The organism is Ktedonobacter sp. SOSP1-52 (assembly GCF_016587395.1).
This window is the reverse complement of the sequence record NZ_BNJH01000001.1, coordinates 1,790,283-1,807,257: the sequence shown is the minus strand read 5'-3', so window position 1 is coordinate 1,807,257 and position 16,975 is coordinate 1,790,283. Positions and strand designations below refer to the sequence as shown.

General features: G+C 51.7%; 16 protein-coding genes and 4 pseudogenes. 5 read left to right on the top strand and 15 right to left on the bottom strand.

Features of this window, described 5'->3' with window-relative positions:
* Positions 1-68: 68 nt before the first annotated feature.
* A pseudogene (locus JMJ16_RS08335) lies at positions 69-506 on the top strand (transposase); the annotation flags it as partial.
* A gap of 305 nt (positions 507-811) precedes the next feature.
* Here the strand turns inward: JMJ16_RS08335 and JMJ16_RS08330 are convergent.
* Positions 812-3,370, bottom strand: a complete 2,559-nt coding sequence (locus tag JMJ16_RS08330; protein ID WP_201380204.1) for a PAS domain-containing sensor histidine kinase — start codon at positions 3,368-3,370, stop codon at positions 812-814.
* Between the two features lie 239 nt (positions 3,371-3,609).
* Positions 3,610-4,629, bottom strand: a complete 1,020-nt coding sequence (locus tag JMJ16_RS08325) for a LacI family DNA-binding transcriptional regulator (RefSeq protein WP_201380203.1) — start codon at positions 4,627-4,629, stop codon at positions 3,610-3,612.
* 353 nt (positions 4,630-4,982) lie between these two features.
* Between JMJ16_RS08325 and JMJ16_RS08320 the strand changes: the two genes are divergently transcribed.
* Positions 4,983-6,173 carry a hypothetical protein gene (locus JMJ16_RS08320; protein WP_236601266.1) on the top strand — a complete coding sequence of 397 codons (1,191 nt, stop codon included), beginning with the start codon at positions 4,983-4,985 and terminating at the stop codon, positions 6,171-6,173.
* A 26-nt stretch (positions 6,174-6,199) separates the two neighbouring features.
* On the opposite strand, the pseudogene JMJ16_RS08315 reads toward JMJ16_RS08320, so the two are convergent.
* A pseudogene (locus tag JMJ16_RS08315) lies at positions 6,200-7,865 on the bottom strand (IS1182 family transposase).
* Positions 7,866-7,964: 99 nt separating this feature from the next.
* Between JMJ16_RS08315 and JMJ16_RS08310 the strand changes: the two are divergent.
* Together JMJ16_RS08310 and JMJ16_RS08305 are read left to right on the top strand one after the other, a co-directional pair.
* A pseudogene (locus tag JMJ16_RS08310) lies at positions 7,965-8,384 on the top strand (IS6 family transposase); the annotation flags it as partial.
* A complete protein-coding gene (locus JMJ16_RS08305) occupies positions 8,350-8,532 on the top strand; it encodes a hypothetical protein (protein ID WP_201382909.1) in 183 nt (60 codons plus the stop codon). The pseudogene JMJ16_RS08310 and the gene JMJ16_RS08305, both read left to right, overlap by 35 nt.
* Before the next feature lie 218 nt (positions 8,533-8,750).
* Here the strand turns inward: JMJ16_RS08305 and JMJ16_RS08300 are convergent, their stop codons facing one another.
* From JMJ16_RS08300 to JMJ16_RS08255, 10 genes and pseudogenes are all read right to left on the bottom strand, one after another.
* The gene (locus tag JMJ16_RS08300; protein WP_201380199.1) at positions 8,751-9,095 is read right to left on the bottom strand and encodes a hypothetical protein; all 345 of its coding nucleotides are present in this window, start codon (positions 9,093-9,095) and stop codon (positions 8,751-8,753) included.
* Positions 9,092-9,391, bottom strand: coding sequence for an HNH endonuclease (locus tag JMJ16_RS08295; RefSeq protein WP_201380197.1), 300 nt, complete (start codon positions 9,389-9,391; stop codon positions 9,092-9,094). The genes JMJ16_RS08300 and JMJ16_RS08295 overlap by 4 nt, the downstream gene beginning before the upstream one ends.
* 262 nt (positions 9,392-9,653) lie before the next feature.
* Complete coding sequence (locus JMJ16_RS56825; protein WP_201380195.1) at positions 9,654-9,989, bottom strand: restriction endonuclease; 336 nt, start codon at positions 9,987-9,989, stop codon at positions 9,654-9,656.
* Positions 9,990-10,150: 161 nt separating this feature from the next.
* Positions 10,151-10,924, bottom strand: coding sequence for a HAMP domain-containing histidine kinase (locus JMJ16_RS08285; RefSeq protein WP_201380193.1), 774 nt, complete (start codon positions 10,922-10,924; stop codon positions 10,151-10,153).
* A gap of 140 nt (positions 10,925-11,064) precedes the next feature.
* Positions 11,065-11,199 (bottom strand): annotated as a pseudogene (locus JMJ16_RS08280) (alpha/beta fold hydrolase); the annotation flags it as partial.
* Between the two features lie 348 nt (positions 11,200-11,547).
* Positions 11,548-11,871 (bottom strand): hypothetical protein, encoded by a 324-nt coding sequence (locus JMJ16_RS08275; RefSeq protein WP_201380189.1) that lies wholly within the window; start codon positions 11,869-11,871, stop codon positions 11,548-11,550.
* Positions 11,864-12,379, bottom strand: coding sequence for a hypothetical protein (locus JMJ16_RS08270; protein WP_374228993.1), 516 nt, complete (start codon positions 12,377-12,379; stop codon positions 11,864-11,866). The genes JMJ16_RS08275 and JMJ16_RS08270 overlap by 8 nt, the downstream gene beginning before the upstream one ends.
* A complete protein-coding gene (locus JMJ16_RS08265) occupies positions 12,337-12,564 on the bottom strand; it encodes a hypothetical protein (protein WP_201380185.1) in 228 nt (75 codons plus the stop codon). Before JMJ16_RS08265 ends, JMJ16_RS08270 begins: the two co-directional genes overlap by 43 nt.
* Positions 12,565-12,639: 75 nt before the next feature.
* Positions 12,640-13,350 (bottom strand): IS21 family transposase, encoded by a 711-nt coding sequence (istA, locus tag JMJ16_RS08260; protein WP_201380183.1) that lies wholly within the window; start codon positions 13,348-13,350, stop codon positions 12,640-12,642.
* A 178-nt stretch (positions 13,351-13,528) separates the two neighbouring features.
* Positions 13,529-14,137, bottom strand: coding sequence for a hypothetical protein (locus tag JMJ16_RS08255; protein ID WP_201380181.1), 609 nt, complete (start codon positions 14,135-14,137; stop codon positions 13,529-13,531).
* 930 nt (positions 14,138-15,067) lie between these two features.
* On the opposite strand from JMJ16_RS08255, the gene JMJ16_RS08250 reads away from it, so the two are divergent.
* Positions 15,068-15,349, top strand: a complete 282-nt coding sequence (locus tag JMJ16_RS08250; protein ID WP_201380179.1) for a helix-turn-helix domain-containing protein — start codon at positions 15,068-15,070, stop codon at positions 15,347-15,349.
* Positions 15,350-15,901: 552 nt separating this feature from the next.
* Here JMJ16_RS08250 and JMJ16_RS08240 read toward each other — a convergent pair.
* Both JMJ16_RS08240 and JMJ16_RS08235 read right to left on the bottom strand, forming a co-directional pair.
* The gene (locus JMJ16_RS08240; protein ID WP_201380175.1) at positions 15,902-16,306 is read right to left on the bottom strand and encodes a response regulator; all 405 of its coding nucleotides are present in this window, start codon (positions 16,304-16,306) and stop codon (positions 15,902-15,904) included.
* Between the two features lie 193 nt (positions 16,307-16,499).
* Complete coding sequence (locus JMJ16_RS08235; RefSeq protein WP_201380173.1) at positions 16,500-16,904, bottom strand: response regulator; 405 nt, start codon at positions 16,902-16,904, stop codon at positions 16,500-16,502.
* Positions 16,905-16,975: the final 71 nt, after the last annotated feature.

Here is a 16,975-nt window from a genome sequence, read left to right as displayed (position 1 = left end):
TAGTATAAAACACTTCAAAACACTTGTATAGCGCACCAGCATCAATCAAGCACCTCCTGCAGAAGCCTTACCTCTGGCGAGCCGTCAATCAGGATGGCAACGTGCTGGATATCCTCGTGCAGAGTCGGCGCAACAAACAGGCAGAGAAGAAATTCTTTCGCAAACTGCTCAAAGGGCTTCAACACGTGCCACGAGTGATTATTACAGACAAACTGGCCAGCTATGGGGCTGCAAAGAAAGACATTATGCCAAGCGTCGAGCATCGCCAGCACAAGGGCTTGAAGAATCAAGTGGAGAACTCGCACCAGCCAACACGGCAACGTGAACGTACTATGCGACGTTTCACATCCCCTGGTCACGTGTAACGCTTTCTCTCTGCTTTTGGTTTGATCTCTGATCATTTTCGTCCCAAACGACATCGTTTCCGAGCCAGGGAGTATCGAACCATTATGCAGGAACGATTCCAGATGTGGAATGAGGTAATTGGAAGGAAAACAGTCGCATAAGCCCGAATTCACCTCCTTGATACTCTGCTTCTTTTCTCTCTCTTGCCTCTTCCTTAAAAAGCTCTTCCCTTATTTCATCAAGTTGACAATACCCGTCTGAGTGCTCAGGAGTACCATGCTCCTTTACAAACCGATTCCATCAATGGAATGAGAGAACTGGAGTGAAAATGGTTGGCTAACAGCTGAACATCCCAAGCCTCTTGTTGCTCTGTAACGTCTTTCCTCTTTTATTCTCAGCAATAACTCCCATTCCTATTCCTACAAACAAGTTGGCAATACTCCTACCGTGCGTCGCTTTTTCCCGCTCAGGCCTCCCTCCTCATGGGAAGGGTGACCGTAAAGGTCGATCCTTTTCCCACCTCGCTTTCCACCGTGATGGTTCCCCCATGGTGTTTGACGATCTCCGCAACAATGTAGAGTCCCATGCCCAAGCCGGGAATCGCTCTCTGCCGGGGACCTGCGGCCCGATAGAAGCGCTCAAAAATCTTGTCGCGCTGCTCTCGTGGGATGCCCAGGCCATGATCCTGTACACGGATCGTGACGGTCTCAGCAAAGGCGGAGAGATCCATCTCGACGGTCTCTGCACCAGGAGAATACTTGATGGCATTGCTGAGCAGGTTGGTGAAGACCTGTCCGAGCCGATCTTTGTCTCCGACCAGGGAGCAGGGTGCCGTGCCACGCATCACCATAGTATGCGTCGTATGTAGCTGCTGCATGGTGTCTGCCACCTCATGGAGCAACGCCTCAAGATCGACCGTCTCCTGCAGATACTCCAACCTGCCTGCCTGGATCTTGGAGACATCCAGTAACTCTCTGATCAGACGTTCGAGTTGTTTGACGGGACCCTCCACCCGGGCAAGCGCGGTGGCCGCCTCGTGCTGGGAGTGCTTTTCCAGTCGTTTGCGCACCAGTTGGGTCTGCATCTTCAAGGCGGTGAGCGGGTTTCTCAGTTCATGGCTGGCCATACTGATAAAATCATCCTTGCGTTGTTCCAGTTCCTTGCGCGCCGAGTTATCCAGCACAAAGGTGATATTTTGGCATGAGTGATGCTGTAAGACGACTCCACCCACAAGCACCGGAAGGCGACTGCCATCTTTACACACATACTCTTTCTCATAAGGCGTCATCGACTGCTGGGTGGCAAGCTCCCGATGCGCTTGCTGGGTCCGAGCGAGATACTCAGGAGCTGTCATGCACATCCAGTTCATGCGCCCGGTACGCAAGTCTTCGTGGGTATAGCCAGTCATGCGCAGAAAGGTGTCGTTGGCATCCACAATCTGCTCCCCTTCGAGGACAGTGATCCCAATAATGCTCGAGTTCATCAAGGCACTCACGCGCTCCTGGCTCTCTCGTAGGGCCTCTTCGACGCGTTTCTGATTGTCGATATCTGTGCAGGTGCCAAACCACTTGACGATCTGACCTGTTTCATCACGCATCGGCAACGCGCGGCTTAAAAACCAGCGATATGTTCCTGTTTTGCCCTCTTTGAAACGATTTTCTATCTCATAGGGTTCACCTGTTACAAGCGCATGACGCCCAAGAGCCAGTGTTCGCTCATGATCATCGGGGTGCAAGAACTGAAGCCATCCAGCGCCCCGCATGTGCTCAAACGTGGCATGTGTATAGTCAAACCAACGCTGATTGAAGTACTCTTTCGAACCACCCGGTTCCCCTATCCACACGATTTGTGGCATGGTTTCGGCCAGCACATGCCAGTGCACCTCGCTTTCTTTGAGCTGCTGCTCCGCCCGTTTCCGGTCCTCAATATCGGTGCAGGTGCCAACATATTTCAGAACCGTGCTTTGCGCATCTCTCAGCGGCATTGCTTGCATCAGGAACCAGCGATAGGCTCCGGTTGTGCCATGGCGCAACCGCTGTTCTGTTTCATACGGCCTGCCTGTCTGGACCGCGTGTTGCCACACCGCCAGGACACGTTGCTGGTCATCGGGATGCGTACACAGCATCCACCCCTCTCCCTGTGCCTGTTGGATGGTCATGCCTGTGTAGTCACACCAGCTTTGACTATACGAGTCGATATACCCATCTGGCCGCCCGGTCCAGACCAACTGGGGGAGAGCATCAATCAGGGCATGGGTTTCTGCTTCGGCGCGCTTGCGCGCAGTGATATCCAGGCCTGTATAGATAAGGTACTCGACGTGCCTGTTAGCATCCAGATGCGGGGTCATCGTCACTGCAAGGTCCAGATACCACCCCTCTTGTGGACGTATTCTGGCCTCAAAGTGCACGGTCTCTCCCCCGCTGGCTTGCGCAACTGCTCTGCACAATTGCGCTTGGGCGGCACGATCATACGACCACCAGGGCGTTTCCGCGAACGGGGTACCAACCACCTCCTCGCGTTGGACCTGGGCATCCCGTAAGGGCCGCTGATTGATGTCCAGGACCAGTCCGTCGGGAGTCAAGATCGCAACACGGTCAGAAATGCTCTCCAGGAGGTCCTCATACTTGCGTTCACTTTGGCGAAGGGCACCCTGCAACCGCATTGATTGCGTGTCTTCAAAGAAAAAGACAGCGACGCCCTCACTGATCGGTGAGACATGCACATGCAACCAGGCCTGCAGATCTGGAACATGATACTCGACTTCAAGCGGCTGGCACGTACGGAGAGCGGTAATCACTGCCTGGTAGAGCGTGGTGGTCACGAGGTGTGGTGCGCTCTGCCAGAGCACACTACCAGCCAGTTCGTGCTTGCTTCCCCCAACCATAGTTGTGGCTTTCGCATTGGCATACAGGATGGTTGCGGTCTTATCAAGGACAATCAGCGCGTAAGGAAGCGTCTCCAGGAGATGCATGGATGGGCAGCTGGATGCGAGAGCAACGCATGCTGCTGGCTTTTCAGTACACATATCTTAGCCTGTATCCCTTTCACATGGGTCAATCCCTTGTGAGAAAGCAGCGTTCTTGCTCTGACAGTACACAATGGTGGTTTTCCGTTGCAGATCCTCTGACAGCACCCGTGTTGATTCCGGATCTCCCTCTTCTTTGCCTGCTGTCTGCTGGTTGACAAGAGATAGCGACGCTGAATCAAGGAACATTCCCGAAGTCATCCAGGAGTGAGAGAAAAACGTTTGGGCGCTCTTGCTGGCTAGCGATGATGGGCGCACGATCCGCGGATATGGAATGCCGTGTTGAGCACTACTTCTCGTGGAGGACGTTCATCACCTCGAATGCGCTGCAACAAGAACTCGGTGGCTGTTGTGCCGATTTCATAAGCTGGTTGAGCAATCACCGTCAGTGCTGGTTGCATCAGTGAGGTCCAATCGCTCTCGTCAAAGGCACCGACCGCAATATCGTCCGGGATACGTAAGTGCCGATCGTGAAGCGCTTGTAAGGCGCCCTTGGTGAGCAGATTATTCCCACAGAAGAGGGCCTGTGGTGGTTCTGGTAGACCCAGCAACTCACAGGTCAACTGATACCCAACTTCCTGAATGGGTTTGCCCTGCCGCACCAGTTCGGCGGCGCAAGGGAGATTGTGCGTCAGAAGCGCCTGCTCATATCCTGTGCGTCGCTCGCGATTAGTCGAGACCTGCAGATCGCCAAAGATGGCACCGATACGGGTATAGCCATCGTCGATCAAGTGACTGACAAGCCGAAAGGCGCTCTGACAATTATCTACGATCACCGTATCTGTTTGTGCATCCTCCAATGTGCGATCAATCAACACGACGGGAATGCCCGCTTCGATGCATGCCAGGCAAGGATCGTTTTCTGCTCGCGAGGGGGCAATGATCACACCAGCGACGTTTTCAGCTAGCATGAGATCGATATACATTTTTGCCTTCTCGACCTGTTCATCGGCATTGCAGAGAAACACGGCATAGCCGTGAGCTATGGCAATGTCTTCAACAGCACGCACAATGGCCAGGAAGAAGGGGTTCTGGACATCGGCGACGACCAGACCAAGAATATTGGCCCGTTGTAACCGCAGGCTGCGCGCCACACGGTTCGGCTGATAGTGCAGTTCGTTCACTGCGTTGAGAACGTGCTGGCGTACCTTTTCAGTCACATGTGGCTGATGAGCGAGAACACGCGAAACGGTGGCGCTGGAGACCCCCGCAAGCTGAGCCACATCTTTGATGGTGACGGATAAAGGTTTGTTTCTCATAGAGAATAAGTGTAATCGATTACAATCACGCCTGTCAAGCTCAAGCAATAATGCAATTTCACCTACAGTCAGGCGGAAAGGGTTCTGTCAGAACTCAAACTACATCTTGGTTGAGAAGCCCTCTTTCTGGTATGCTGATCGTATCAAGAGAAGGGAGCGAGGAACATGAGCCCATGAAGTGTCACCATTGCGCTGCACTTGTTACCAAAAAGCGAGCGAAGAAAACGAAACTCGGGTATTCCACCTTCTTTTGCCCTCAATGTCGCAGTACGTTCAACGAACGGTAGGACTTCATTAACTGGTGAAAGTGGGAGAGACTTGCAAACATCAGGCTCCATTGACAAGATATGGATATGCAAAAGACCATATTTCCCTCAATGGAGCCGTCGAAACAATTCTGCCCCAATTCGACGTATTGCGCAAGAGGGCAAATCGGGGCAGGTACCATCGTCATTCATGACCGCAAGCGGCAGCGCTATCGCTGTACGCGTTGCCGTAAGACCTTCAGTGCTCGAAAGGGAACCATGTTGGAGGGGCTGCGTAAGCCAACTGAGCTGGTCGTCATCGTGGTGACGCTGCTCTCGTACGGATGTCCCCTTCAAGCCATTGTTCATGCCTTTGGCCTGGATGAACGAACCGTGGCCAGCTGGCGAGATCGGGCCGGAATGCATTGCCAACGCGTGCATCAGGATGTTGTAGAAACGGCACAGCTGGATCTGCAACACGTGCAGGCGGATGAGATTCGTGTCAAAGGTTCCAACATGGTGGCGTGGATGGGTCTAGCGATGATGGTCAAGACGCGCCTGTGGCTGGCCGGGACCGTCTCACTCACCCGTGATCGGGCTCTGGCTGATCGGCTCTTGCAACAGGTACGACGCTGTGGGCAGTCCCTGAAAGCGCTGCTGGTCTTGACCGACGGCTGGTCGGCGTACCCAGGCAGTATCAAGCGAGCCTTTCGTGAAAAGGTCAAAGAAACACCGGGACGAGGACGCGCTCGCTTGTGCCTCTGGCCAGAGTTGCATATTGGGACCGTCATCAAGCGAACGCAGAAGAAACGCGTCGTCGAGGTCACACGCACCATGTCACATGGCTCACAAGAGGAAGCCGAGAGGCTCTTGCAGCAGTCGAGAGGAGGCAACGTGCTCAACACCGCCTTCATTGAACGCTTGAATGCCACCATGCGTCAGCGGTTTGCCACCTTGACGCGCAAATGTCGTCAGGGCGCTCACCGCCTACGTCCGTTGGAGACGGGAATGTACCTGCTTGGCACCACCTACAATTTCTGCTGGGAGCACCACGAGATTTCCAAGCCGACGCACGAGGGCAGAGTCGTGACGCCGGCGATGGCAGCTGGGTTGACCGATCACCTCTGGAGTGTGAGTGAGCTCTTGCACTACCAAGTCGCGCCTCCTGCATGGGTTGAGCCCAAGCGACGAGGACGACGAAGGAAAGACGCTCAGCCGTCTGTTCCAACAATGAAGCAGCCGTCAAATCGAGCCCTCGTTCGGCTGCGCAAGGGGGCCTTGTGCTCAACCACCGGTTAGTGATATTGTTGGCGAATGAGCAGAAGCTATGCAACAGCTACTTGCTTGACAGAAGCGAGCAGCTCTGCAAAACGAGAGGTTGGCGTGGTTGCCAGCTTCGCTTCTGCAATCCAATGACAAGCCCGAAGCATGTTGATGGAGGTCGCTGTTAGAAACGCCTGGAGATTGAGTTTTTTCATGCCAATGTATCGGGATCTGCGTATCTCACAGGTACGTACACTTTGAGCAACGGTTCCTTCAATGCCTGCTCGCGCTGCATACAACGCCCGGAATTCAGCGGTTTTCTGACGTTTTCGAGCCTGCTGAAGTGCCACATAGCTGGCTTCATCTGGTCGCAAAATGAGCACTTTGGCTGCGGTTGACGAGCACTTCTCATGAAGTGTGCAAACCCGACAAAGGGGAAGGGGAAACCGGATACGCAGACTTGGCTTTCCATGTCGATCAGGGATATGTCCCCAATCTCGGCTTGTCTGCCCAGCCGGACACAGGACCTGTTTGGCCTTCCAATCAATGTGGAAGTGGCTATGATCAAAACGCCCAGCTTCTTTTGAGGCCCAACTGGTATCAGGAAGAACCGGCCCAACCAGATCAACCTGGTGGCGATGCTGACTCGTGGCAAGCAGTTCGGCGTCCACATAGCCTTTATCGACCAGGTGCTGGCTGGGGAGAAGTTGCTTGCCAGCCAAGCGTTCATGAAGATTTTCCATGACGTCTCCATCTGGGAGCGTGGATGCTGTCGTGGTAACTTCGAGCACAAAATGAGGCTGATCAGCGTCACATCCTTCGGTAAAATGCACTTTGTAGCCAACCCATCCTGTCTGCTTCTTCTTGCTGTATCGCGCCTCCACATCATATGGCGATTGGATCAAGAGCGCTGCTGGGGGAAGCTCCTGATCTTTTCTCCAAGGCGTTCCCTGCTCACTCGCGTGATACTGCTGGATCCAAATCCTTCGCAGAATCTCTACTGCTGGGAGTTCTTGTAACCAGGCATGGGTTGTGCTGCCCCAGATGCTCTCCAGGAGCATTCGGCCGTCAGCTCCAATCTGCTCTGCGAGCTCTTGACGCGCTTTCTCGTCCTTTGGTAAACGAAAGTCGCTAAAGCGCGATCTGTATCGTTTTTCCCATTCAGGTTGAACACGCTCAAGAAGCCAATCGGGAGCTACTTCTGCCAGGATATTGAGGACATGGCGCATGGCTTCTCCAACACCTTCAAGACGGTTCACAGCTCGAATAGCTGCCAGAACATGCGTTGAATCCGTGCGTTGTTTGCCTCGCGCTTTGATCCAGCCTCGTTCTCGGAATTGAGATAACATGAGATCAAAAAGACGGCGCTCAGCTTGATTAGCCAGGAGACGACCACGAAATTCACTCAACACGGAAAAATCAAATCCTGGATCCTTGATTTCCAAGCGGAAGCGCGTATTTCCAATCAATGCGCGTTTTCACTGCATCCGCTGCTTGCCGATCCGTTAACCCCTCTGCGTATTGCATCACCATCGCCAAAGCGAGCCGCCAAGGGGATTCCGCTGGTTGTCCTTTTGCTGGAAACAGGTCCAAGAAATCTTCATCCTGAAAAAACGTTCCTAATGCATCTCGCATATGAATACATGTATTTCCCTTGGGCAAAATGGCGCGTGCTATCTGTACGGTTTCTTCTGGGATTGGCGGGATCGCTTGTGGATGTAGTGACATGGGTTCTCTCCTGAATGCTTGTCTTTTTTGTGCTCCTTTAGTATCTCATATTTTGCTCCATATCAATTCGCCAACAATATCTTAGTGGGGAGCTACCTCAACGAACGAACAGGAACTTCTTTCAATTATCTTGAATTCCCCACAGATATTGTTTTGCTCGCAGTCGTCTGGCGACTCCGTTTGTAACGGAGTCTGCGTGACATAGCTGAGATGTTTCTCGAGCGTGGTTTTACATTCACTCACGAAGCCATTCGAGACTGGGAAATGCGGTTTGCTCAACTGATAACGGAACAGTTGCGAATCAGGCGACGTGGTCAAACAGGAGTATCCTGGCATGTTGATGAAACCTACGTAAAAGTCCATGGGAAGTGGTGCTATTTGTATCGTGCGATCGACCACGATGGCAATCTGGTGAATTCTCTGTTAAGCGAGAAGCGAAATATGGAGGTGGCCCAGTGCTTTTTCCAGCAGGCGATTGCTGTGGTTGGCCATACACCAGAGTCTGTCACGACAGATGGGCGTCTACCGCTCCTGCAACACCCTCCCACCGCTGCTGCTGCTGCTCTTTCATCGCAAAACGTACAACTATCCGGGATCATATCTCGGCCAGGCTCCCACTCCCGTCCACCCTTGTTCCTCCATGCCAGGCACCCCTGCCTTGCGCTAGTCCTTCATACCTTCCACAATGGGGCTTCCTCTCGCCTGCAGATCTCCCTCTCCCATGCCCTCTCTCTACTAGCAACACAACTAGGTGTGGCAACCTGCTTTCACAGTCATTAAACCTTCAACGTGGTTCGTGTTCACGAAAGCCTTTATTCTGGCTGGACACCCATGGATGGCAAAGAGCCAAGTGTCACATGCGGGGAGGAATCTGCTTTGTATGGGTCACTCATCGTGTAGAAACTTCCCTACTTCACCACGCAAGGCGCGCCAGGCATCCTGGCAAGCAATAGTTATTTCGGGAAGTATGCTATGTCGCTCCTGCCAAGAAAGGCTTACTGTTACCTGGAAGTAATGCTCAGGGTCCCATTCCACCCCAAAAAGCATCTGGCGTAAATAGTCATAGGCAACATTCTCGTTGCTGGAACTTTCCAGCAGCCGTTGTTCACAGTATGCCTTGAGGCGTGTCACCGCAGCATCCATGTGAGCAAATCTTGGTTCACGCTCATTCCATCGTTGCCATGACTCCTGGTTTCGTTTCCCAATGGCCTCTAAATAGGTTCGAATCATGGCCAGCCGTTCTGGACTGACCAGGGACGGAGGAAGCTAATGAAGGGGGAAGACGCCTTTGAAGCATTGCAGAGATGGCAGGCAGGCACAACGTTGCTGTGCGTAGATCCGCCCCCATAGGCGAGGGCCTGGAAGTGGTCAATAGTCCATGCCGCAGCAGTGCCACAAAAGGCACACCGTTGGCAAAAAAACTCCAATGAACGTTGCCAATCGAGCGTAGTAAGCGTTCCTGCCAGTCCTCTCTCACGAGAGCGCCGGTTGCAGGCCGCAACTTGCTTTGCAAGAGCTGTGGCCATCGTCTTCCTTTCAAGAAAACATGGTCATTCTCATGGACAGTTAGTCAGCACTATTCTACATTACCTCTTCTCTCATGCTCAAGGATCGCGTCTACCACGAAAACGGGAGACAAAGCTGTTCAAACCATGATGAATACGATCGCAGAATTTTGAGTTGCAGCCGCTTTTGAGCCTCGTCACTGTCGCTCCAATGATTCCTATTGATAGGAAGGGCAACGGGTTCATCATCACATGGGCAAAAAGCGAAGGCGGGCAGTTGCAGTTATTTTTGGCGACGTGTCTTTTGTATCCAGGCCAAAAGATCATCGCCATCTACTTTATGGAGGAGATGGTGCTCTTGTTCAATAAGAGCTATGGCACCTCTCGTCAGAGACGTTGTCGTGACAATAACACCTTTCGTGGCTTTGAGCTGATCCCGAGTATACGCCAATTCTCGAAGGACACCAACCTCAACTTTATTGTGCCTTTCATGCTTTTTGGCCTGCCAAATAGACATAAACTCACCATGAATGGGACCAGCTTTCATCGCAATGATATCAACCCCATTATCTTTTGAGCCACGTCCTAATTGAACATGATACCCATCTTGGTCTAACAACTCCGCAACAATCTAGAAGTGCCGTCCTGAACCCCGGTTTGAAAAACCGCGGGGGCTTCCTGCACGCTTCACTGTGAAAAGGTAGAGCAGTTGCTCCATGCCCTGTAATGTTCCTCGAAATGCTCGACTTCGACTTCTATAAAGGCATTAGTTGCACCCCTCTATGTCACCAACGGGAAGACGATAGAGACAATATCTTCCTGTTCCGCTCCTTGTTCATACCAGATGTGTCCCCCATGCTCCTTAATAATCTTATTACACATGGCCATGCAAAGATCGTGCTCTCTTCCATGAAGTATGTGCGACCCAATGGCAAACATGCCTTCCAAACTTGATTTTTGTTCAGAGGCGCTCCGACGAGTACAAATGCGGATTTTTACTTCATGAAGAGCACCTGCCTGATCTTCTTCCAGGCATCCCCGTATACATACTGGAGTTGAGGAAGTATGAGCAGTAAGCATGTAACTTATGATATGTTCTAGGGCAAGTTTCAGCCATACAAGATCGCACAGAATGTAGAGAGGCTGCTCAGGCAAGTGGGTTTGCACAACCCGATCTTTGTGGGATGGCACGAGGTGTTCAATTACTTGTGCTAATACCAACAGAAGATCTGTTTTGACAAAATACTTACTAAATTTTTCCTCGACAGAAGTGATCGGTAGCTCACGAAGCTGAGCAAGGATATCAACCAGTTGTGCTTCCTGGATGCGTATCTCTTGCAGATAATATAACCACTTGTTATTCTCTCGTTTCCGTCTCTCTAACGGAAGATGATCTTCTTGCATTTGCGCAAGCAACGCACGTTCTAAAAGTTGCGTGTATCCCGAAATAGCGGCAAGCCCATTTCCCATAATATGGTGGATGATTTCAAGCAGCGAATAGTCGATGAGGCGCCCACTAATTAATGTATGTACTTTGTCCTCGAACTGCGACATAGCTTCCCTCCATCTTGTGTTGATATTTTCGTCGATCTGGGTCAGGAGGCTGCAAACGCGGCAAGGGATTTTGGCTCATCTATTGCAGAAATGAGGTGACCACCTGATAATCAGTTGATGACGTTCCGTGAGGTCACCTATCAAGCTGATATCTTTGTCGTGAGAAAACGGATGATATGCTCGGCGATCACATCTCCATCTTCCTCTAGCGCAAAGTGACCAGTATCCAACAGATGCACTTCGGTTTGTGGCAGATCTTGTTTGAATGCCTCCGCCGGTGTATCCTCTTTCGATGAATGTGCTTTGACTTGATCCAAGTCGTTCTTCGCCATTGATAACGTGTCGCAGAGTGGCCTCAATGTACACGAAACCTGGATTGGCATTTTCTTATTTTGTCGTGCCTCCTTTAATCTGTAGTGACCATCACCCAGACTTGTGGAGCCCCAAACCGGGTTATCATATCGATTGTGCAGTGGAGCTCTCTCTTTCGAGTTTATTCTCTCCACAAAGGTGGGCCATGGTCAGTCTCTTCGACTTTCACGACTGAGGGAAGTGAGTTGGAGCCGAGTGCGTGCAAAGATATCAGCAGCAACTCGGCTTCAGCATTTTTGGCCGTTCTGGAGCTACGAACCTGTGTGACACACCGCTGGCGGTGTGTCACAAGAAGCGCAATTGAGTCTTGCCGAGTTTCCGCTAGTGGTCAGTCCGATTAGCTTTTGAGGCCGAGAGAACGCCTTTTGCGCTGGAGCAAGCGTCGCTGGCATACTCATGAGCGTCCAGCTCTTTCTCATCTCGCAGCTTTCTGAAGCTTTTAGGTACGCTTCGTGCGTGAGATGTTCTTTGGCCGCACGCAGGGCAACCTCGGCAAAGATTGCCGCCATCCCGCCCAAATTGAGCTGCTCAAGGAGCTCGCGTAACTCGGCTTGCCGATTCGTGCTCTTAGGCATGTTCCCTCCTGGATGCAATGAGCTGGTCATACGCATCGAATGTGAGCGCTGGGACTGACAGCTCAGGAACGAGATGGGCAACAGGGTCCTGCACCAGCTCGCGCAAAGCCTCTGACGTCGGGGTCTGGTTGGTTTCTAGCAGGAGCGCCAGCGCCGTTTCGACCTCAGCTTCGGAGGTGCTGGCCGCCAGGTACAAGACGCGAACGTACTGCCCATCTGCTCGCCCAGCCAGATCCTTGCACAACCGGTCGTAGGCAAGGCGAAACGTTGTGGTCGGAAAGAGCTCATCGCGGTAGCGGTAGGCTGCGAAGGCTCCGGGCTTGCGCATCAACGACCAGATGAAATGATGGTAGTCGATACGGTGCTGACGCGTGCCCATCAGGCGCGGCAATGTAAAGGCCAGTTTTGTGCCAACATAGCCCTCGACGGTCTCGGCATGCAGGCGGACCAGCAGTTTCGTGCCGATCAACCTGGAAGGGACGGAATATACGTTCGATCCCAGATGGATCGTGCTGAAACGAGAGACGCGAACCTGTACTTCTTTGCAGGGAGCCAGCGGAAGCCGGGCAGGGGGCGCAGTGCCTCCTGTTCTTCCTGCCAGCGCGCGACCCTGGTCCGGTTACGCCTGGAAACCAGATCGCAGATGAAGTGCCAGTAATCAGCACGACTGGCAAACTCCCGGCTACCTCGCACACGTAGCGCTTGATCGAGAGCTTGCTTGAAACGGTGATGGGCTTGCTCAACATCGCCGTTTTCGTGAGCAAGTCCCTAATTGTTCCAGGTGGGCTGCATCTCGTAGTGATCCATGAGGGCCTGGTAGCGAGCCGTCCACTCCTCTCGGGTCTCTTTGCGGTGCGTTTGGCGAACTGCTGCGGTGAGATGATCAGTACGGTGCTGCTGGGGGACTCCGCCAAGTTGCCAGAGGGCATGCTCGATGCCTTCGGCCAATGCTTCAAAGCTTTCACTGAAACAGAGCGTGACGGCTTCGACATTGGAGTAGGTGAACATAAAGTGATAGATTAGGTGAGCAAAGGGTTCTCCGGCGATGGTGATCCCAAGGTCGCTCATATGGGTAAAATCCGATTGGGCGCGCTCCCCTGGTGTATGCACCTGTTCAAAGATGACCTCGCGCTCTGGTCCATGCAGCGCACGCCACCTGGCAATATTCCGGCGCAATGTGACAATCTGAGTAGGGCGGTAGCAATCTGGATGTTGCTCGATGAGCAGGGCGAGCAAGGTCGTGGCTTGCAGAGCTGGATCACGCTCAAGTTGGGCGGTCACCCACTCCCAGTCCTGCTCAAAGGGGTTCTTGCGTGTGAGCCAGGTCCGGGGCTGCTTCACCTGAGAGGGCAGCTTCCCCATCTGCTCATACTTGCGCCCCGTTCGCTCGCTCATTCCCGCTTTGGCAGCGGCGAGTCTCTGGGTTTTGCCTGCTTTACGGGCTTGCATATATAGCTTCACCTCGCTATCATTTTTCATGGGCTCTTTCCTCGTTTGCACTGAGTTGAGAGTCATCTTAGGTCATCAAACAGGCGTTCGTCGAGTTTGATGGCCTTTGTTTGTGCAGTGGGAAGTTGAGGACGAACACATTACAACTCCCACTGCGATCAATTACTTCCTGCGAAGAGAAGCGGCAAAAGTAATCTGTCTCCAAGGGTTAATCTAATTGAACTTCAACACAATGTGTTTTTTGCCAACATGCGTGGAGGTGCTCCCATGTGGCATCAGTGAGATGGAAGAGGCCATCAGGCGTGCTCGCACACTCCCCATGGCTGTTACTGTAAGGGAAGAGCCCCATAGAGCGAATGCCTATGGGGTCTGTAATGGCTCTACCATTCCTCCTTTTGAACCATGCCAGCTGACGCATAACCATTCTTGCGGCTCGCCGCTCAATCAGTTTGCTCATACCCCAGTCTTCACGTGAGAAGAGTGCGAACTGAGCCTGATTTAAAAGCGTGAGCCTGACGCTTGCCTCTTCGTGGACACAGCCTTCAAATATCGTTGGGTCAAGGCGTTCAAACGCTGGCACCCAGGGCGTGACATCTCGCCCATCCTCGGTCATCTGTCCAGGCATCCACCACAGAGTGAGAGATGGAAAGCCATAGGGAAGCGGCTTCAATCGATGCTCTGGAAACGTAGGGTGTGCGTTGAAAAAAGGCTGAGCGAGTTGCTTGGCTTCTCTTCTATCATGAGCATAGTCGAGCATATAGAGATAATGGCGCTCATTGCTTGCCCTCATATGCCAAAGCGTAAGAACGTTTCGCATACTGTTTCTCTCTCTCCCATCAAAAACACGTACCAACTTGATGTAGCAGTCGCTTGCGAGATAGATACACAATTTCGTCAGTCTTGTTTTGCCTATGATAGGGTCATACATACCCCTAGATGCTGGTTACGTTCATACACTCTTTCTGGATAGTATGGTAGAAACGAAATCATCAAAATCTCGGCCTCTGGATACCCCTGCCTTGGGGCATGGGGGGGAAAGAGGCATTCCTCCCTTTGGGGTGAAGAGGGTTGGAAAGACTCCCGATTTCTGTTTTTATGCTCGCGTGCAAGAAGAGATGCAGAGATGTTGAGAACAGGCGGGAGCAAAGTCACTCCTCTGCATGGCACGATAAACAGTTTGTGATGCATGGGGTATCTGTATCAGCCAGACTGTTCAGCATGCACGGATCGGCATGAGGGCCAACGCCCTGGACGCGAGTTCAACCTATGTCCTCCCTTCCGAGTGGGGTGACTCTCTCCGGAGAGTGGCGGTTGGTCTCGCCACCTAGAGGCTGGTTGAACCGCTTGTCACCTGTCCTCACAGCTAGCAAGTTCGTCTTGCTGGCTCACACATCCTTTCCCGATCCACGGGTAGTGTGAAGAGATACAAGCCCCTCGCTTTCGCTATGGGGTTTGGTAACGCGTAAGGCCATATCCTTGCATACACTCAATACTCCGGTTTCTATTTCCCTAATCTTTTATTTTTGCTATGCGTATTCAATATCATTTCCCTTTTTACCTTTTATACTTTTTGAAACTTGCTTTACTACCGTTTAAGTGCATAATCAATGTAGTTGCATATGTTGCATATTGCATGAAGTATAGTGGTATTTTTCTTGGACATTTCCGGAACAGCGCGGTGTCTAAAGGAGCTTGTAAGGCCTGAAGAAGAAGTGGACAATTTTCGAACACGATTGGAGCTTGAATTATGGCACAAAAGCACCCACTCGTAATAGCTCGTGAAAGGTGTAACCTCACCCAAGCACAATTTGCGACAAAAGTCGGTCTGAGTGTCAAGACCATTTGGAAGGCTGAGCATAACCAGAAGATCGGTGCGTACTCACGTGGCAAGATTTGTAAATACTTGAAGCTGACAGCAGAAGAGTTAGGTTTAGTACTGGGCCAACTCCATCGGGGCCACTTCACGCTGCAAATTGGCAAGCCGCCTGATAGAAACCGCGATTCCCTGGAGAGACAAGGCTTGTCGTGAGACTTTACGCTATTTTAGCGTATCATGGTTAAAGGATTCTGCTAGACTATGATTCCCATCTCACTCTGAAAAAAAAGGCGTATTTGGGTTTTCTCTGAACGGAGGCTCTTATTTTTAGAAGGAGGAAAGCCAACTGTTGCTATGATCAATCAGCATGAGGGGAGTCTTTCACCAGGACTACTTCGCTATAACATGCATCACCACAAGCTCCAACTCAATGAGCAACTGCTCACACCAGAAATGTGGATCGAAATATGTGTCTTTCATTCTTGGATCCCTGGACAAGTGCAGAGTGATGCAGCGGGGTGGTATCTTCAAACGCGCAATCACATTGGTATCCGTCTTCGTGTTGGACTCACAGCACGTGTGTACGTCGCCCAGTCGCCTTCTTGTCAAGAGACGCCTTTGCCCTAAATATATTTTATCTTCTTTTCTCTTGCGCATGGCAAAGAGATGTGACTGCGAAATGTTTGTTCAGATATGGCACCATGCCGCTGCATGAGCAAAATAATCAATACAAGAAAAAAAGTCAACAAAGAAGAACGCTCTCTCTCACGTGTCAAGGATCTGTTTGATCTGAAGAAGCAAAAGGTCTAATTCAAAAGGCTTCTCAAGAAGGAAGAGGAGATCCTTTCGCTCTTTCGCACGCCGAGGCAGGTTTGCGCTCATGAGGATGATGGGTGCCTGCTCAATGGGCGTGATGGCTCGGAGCAATTCCACGCATTCTAGCCCATCCATATTTGGCAGGAGATAGTCGAGCAGAATGAGATCTGGAATGATGGTACGAACGACCTTGAGGGCCGCAAAGCCATCCTGAACATGGATCACCTGATAAGGGGTCTCGTCTTTGAGGGCATGAACGAGAATATCGGCAATATCAGCATCGTCCTCAACAATGAGGACGGTCTTGACGGGGAGTGGTTCCTCTTCTGGAGCCAGGATGTCAGTCTTTTCCATATGGATCTTTCCTTACAATTTCGTTCGCTATCGAAAAGAGTCACTTCTTTCACGAACGAAACAGATGAGTCGCTTCACGTCGCAGTGTTCTTTGCCTGGAATGAAGGACCCGCCAGATGCAGTGCCGCTGTATCTGGAGGGTCCACATGACATCATGGGATGACTGCTCGCGAAATGATTCCTTGTTTAAGCCTCAATTTTCAAGAAGGCGTGTGGCGTGTTCGAGGAGGATATCGAGTTCAAACGGTTTTTTGAGCGCGATGACATTGGTATAGCTGGGGATCGGTTCAGGCAAGGAGCCACTTATCAGAACAATCGGAATCTGTTGGTTTTCGATGAAGGTGCGCAGGAGATCAATGAACGCTAACCCATCCATGTGAGGGAGATGATAATCTAGCAAAATAAGATCGGGGAGAACTAGGCGAATCATTTTGAGCGCCTGTAACGCATCAGTGGCAAAAATGACTTTGGAGGAAAACTCCTCTTTCAGCGCCTGCGCGAGTACATACCCTACGTGAAGATCGTCCTCGATCACAAGAATCGTCTTGGCCGCCTGCAACTTTGCCTGTTTTTCAGCGCTGTAAAGATTCTGAGCCATGTTCACCTCTCATGGGCTAGAAGGACGTCATTCCCTTCCAAATATACCATGTTGTTTCTGCGATGCCAAGT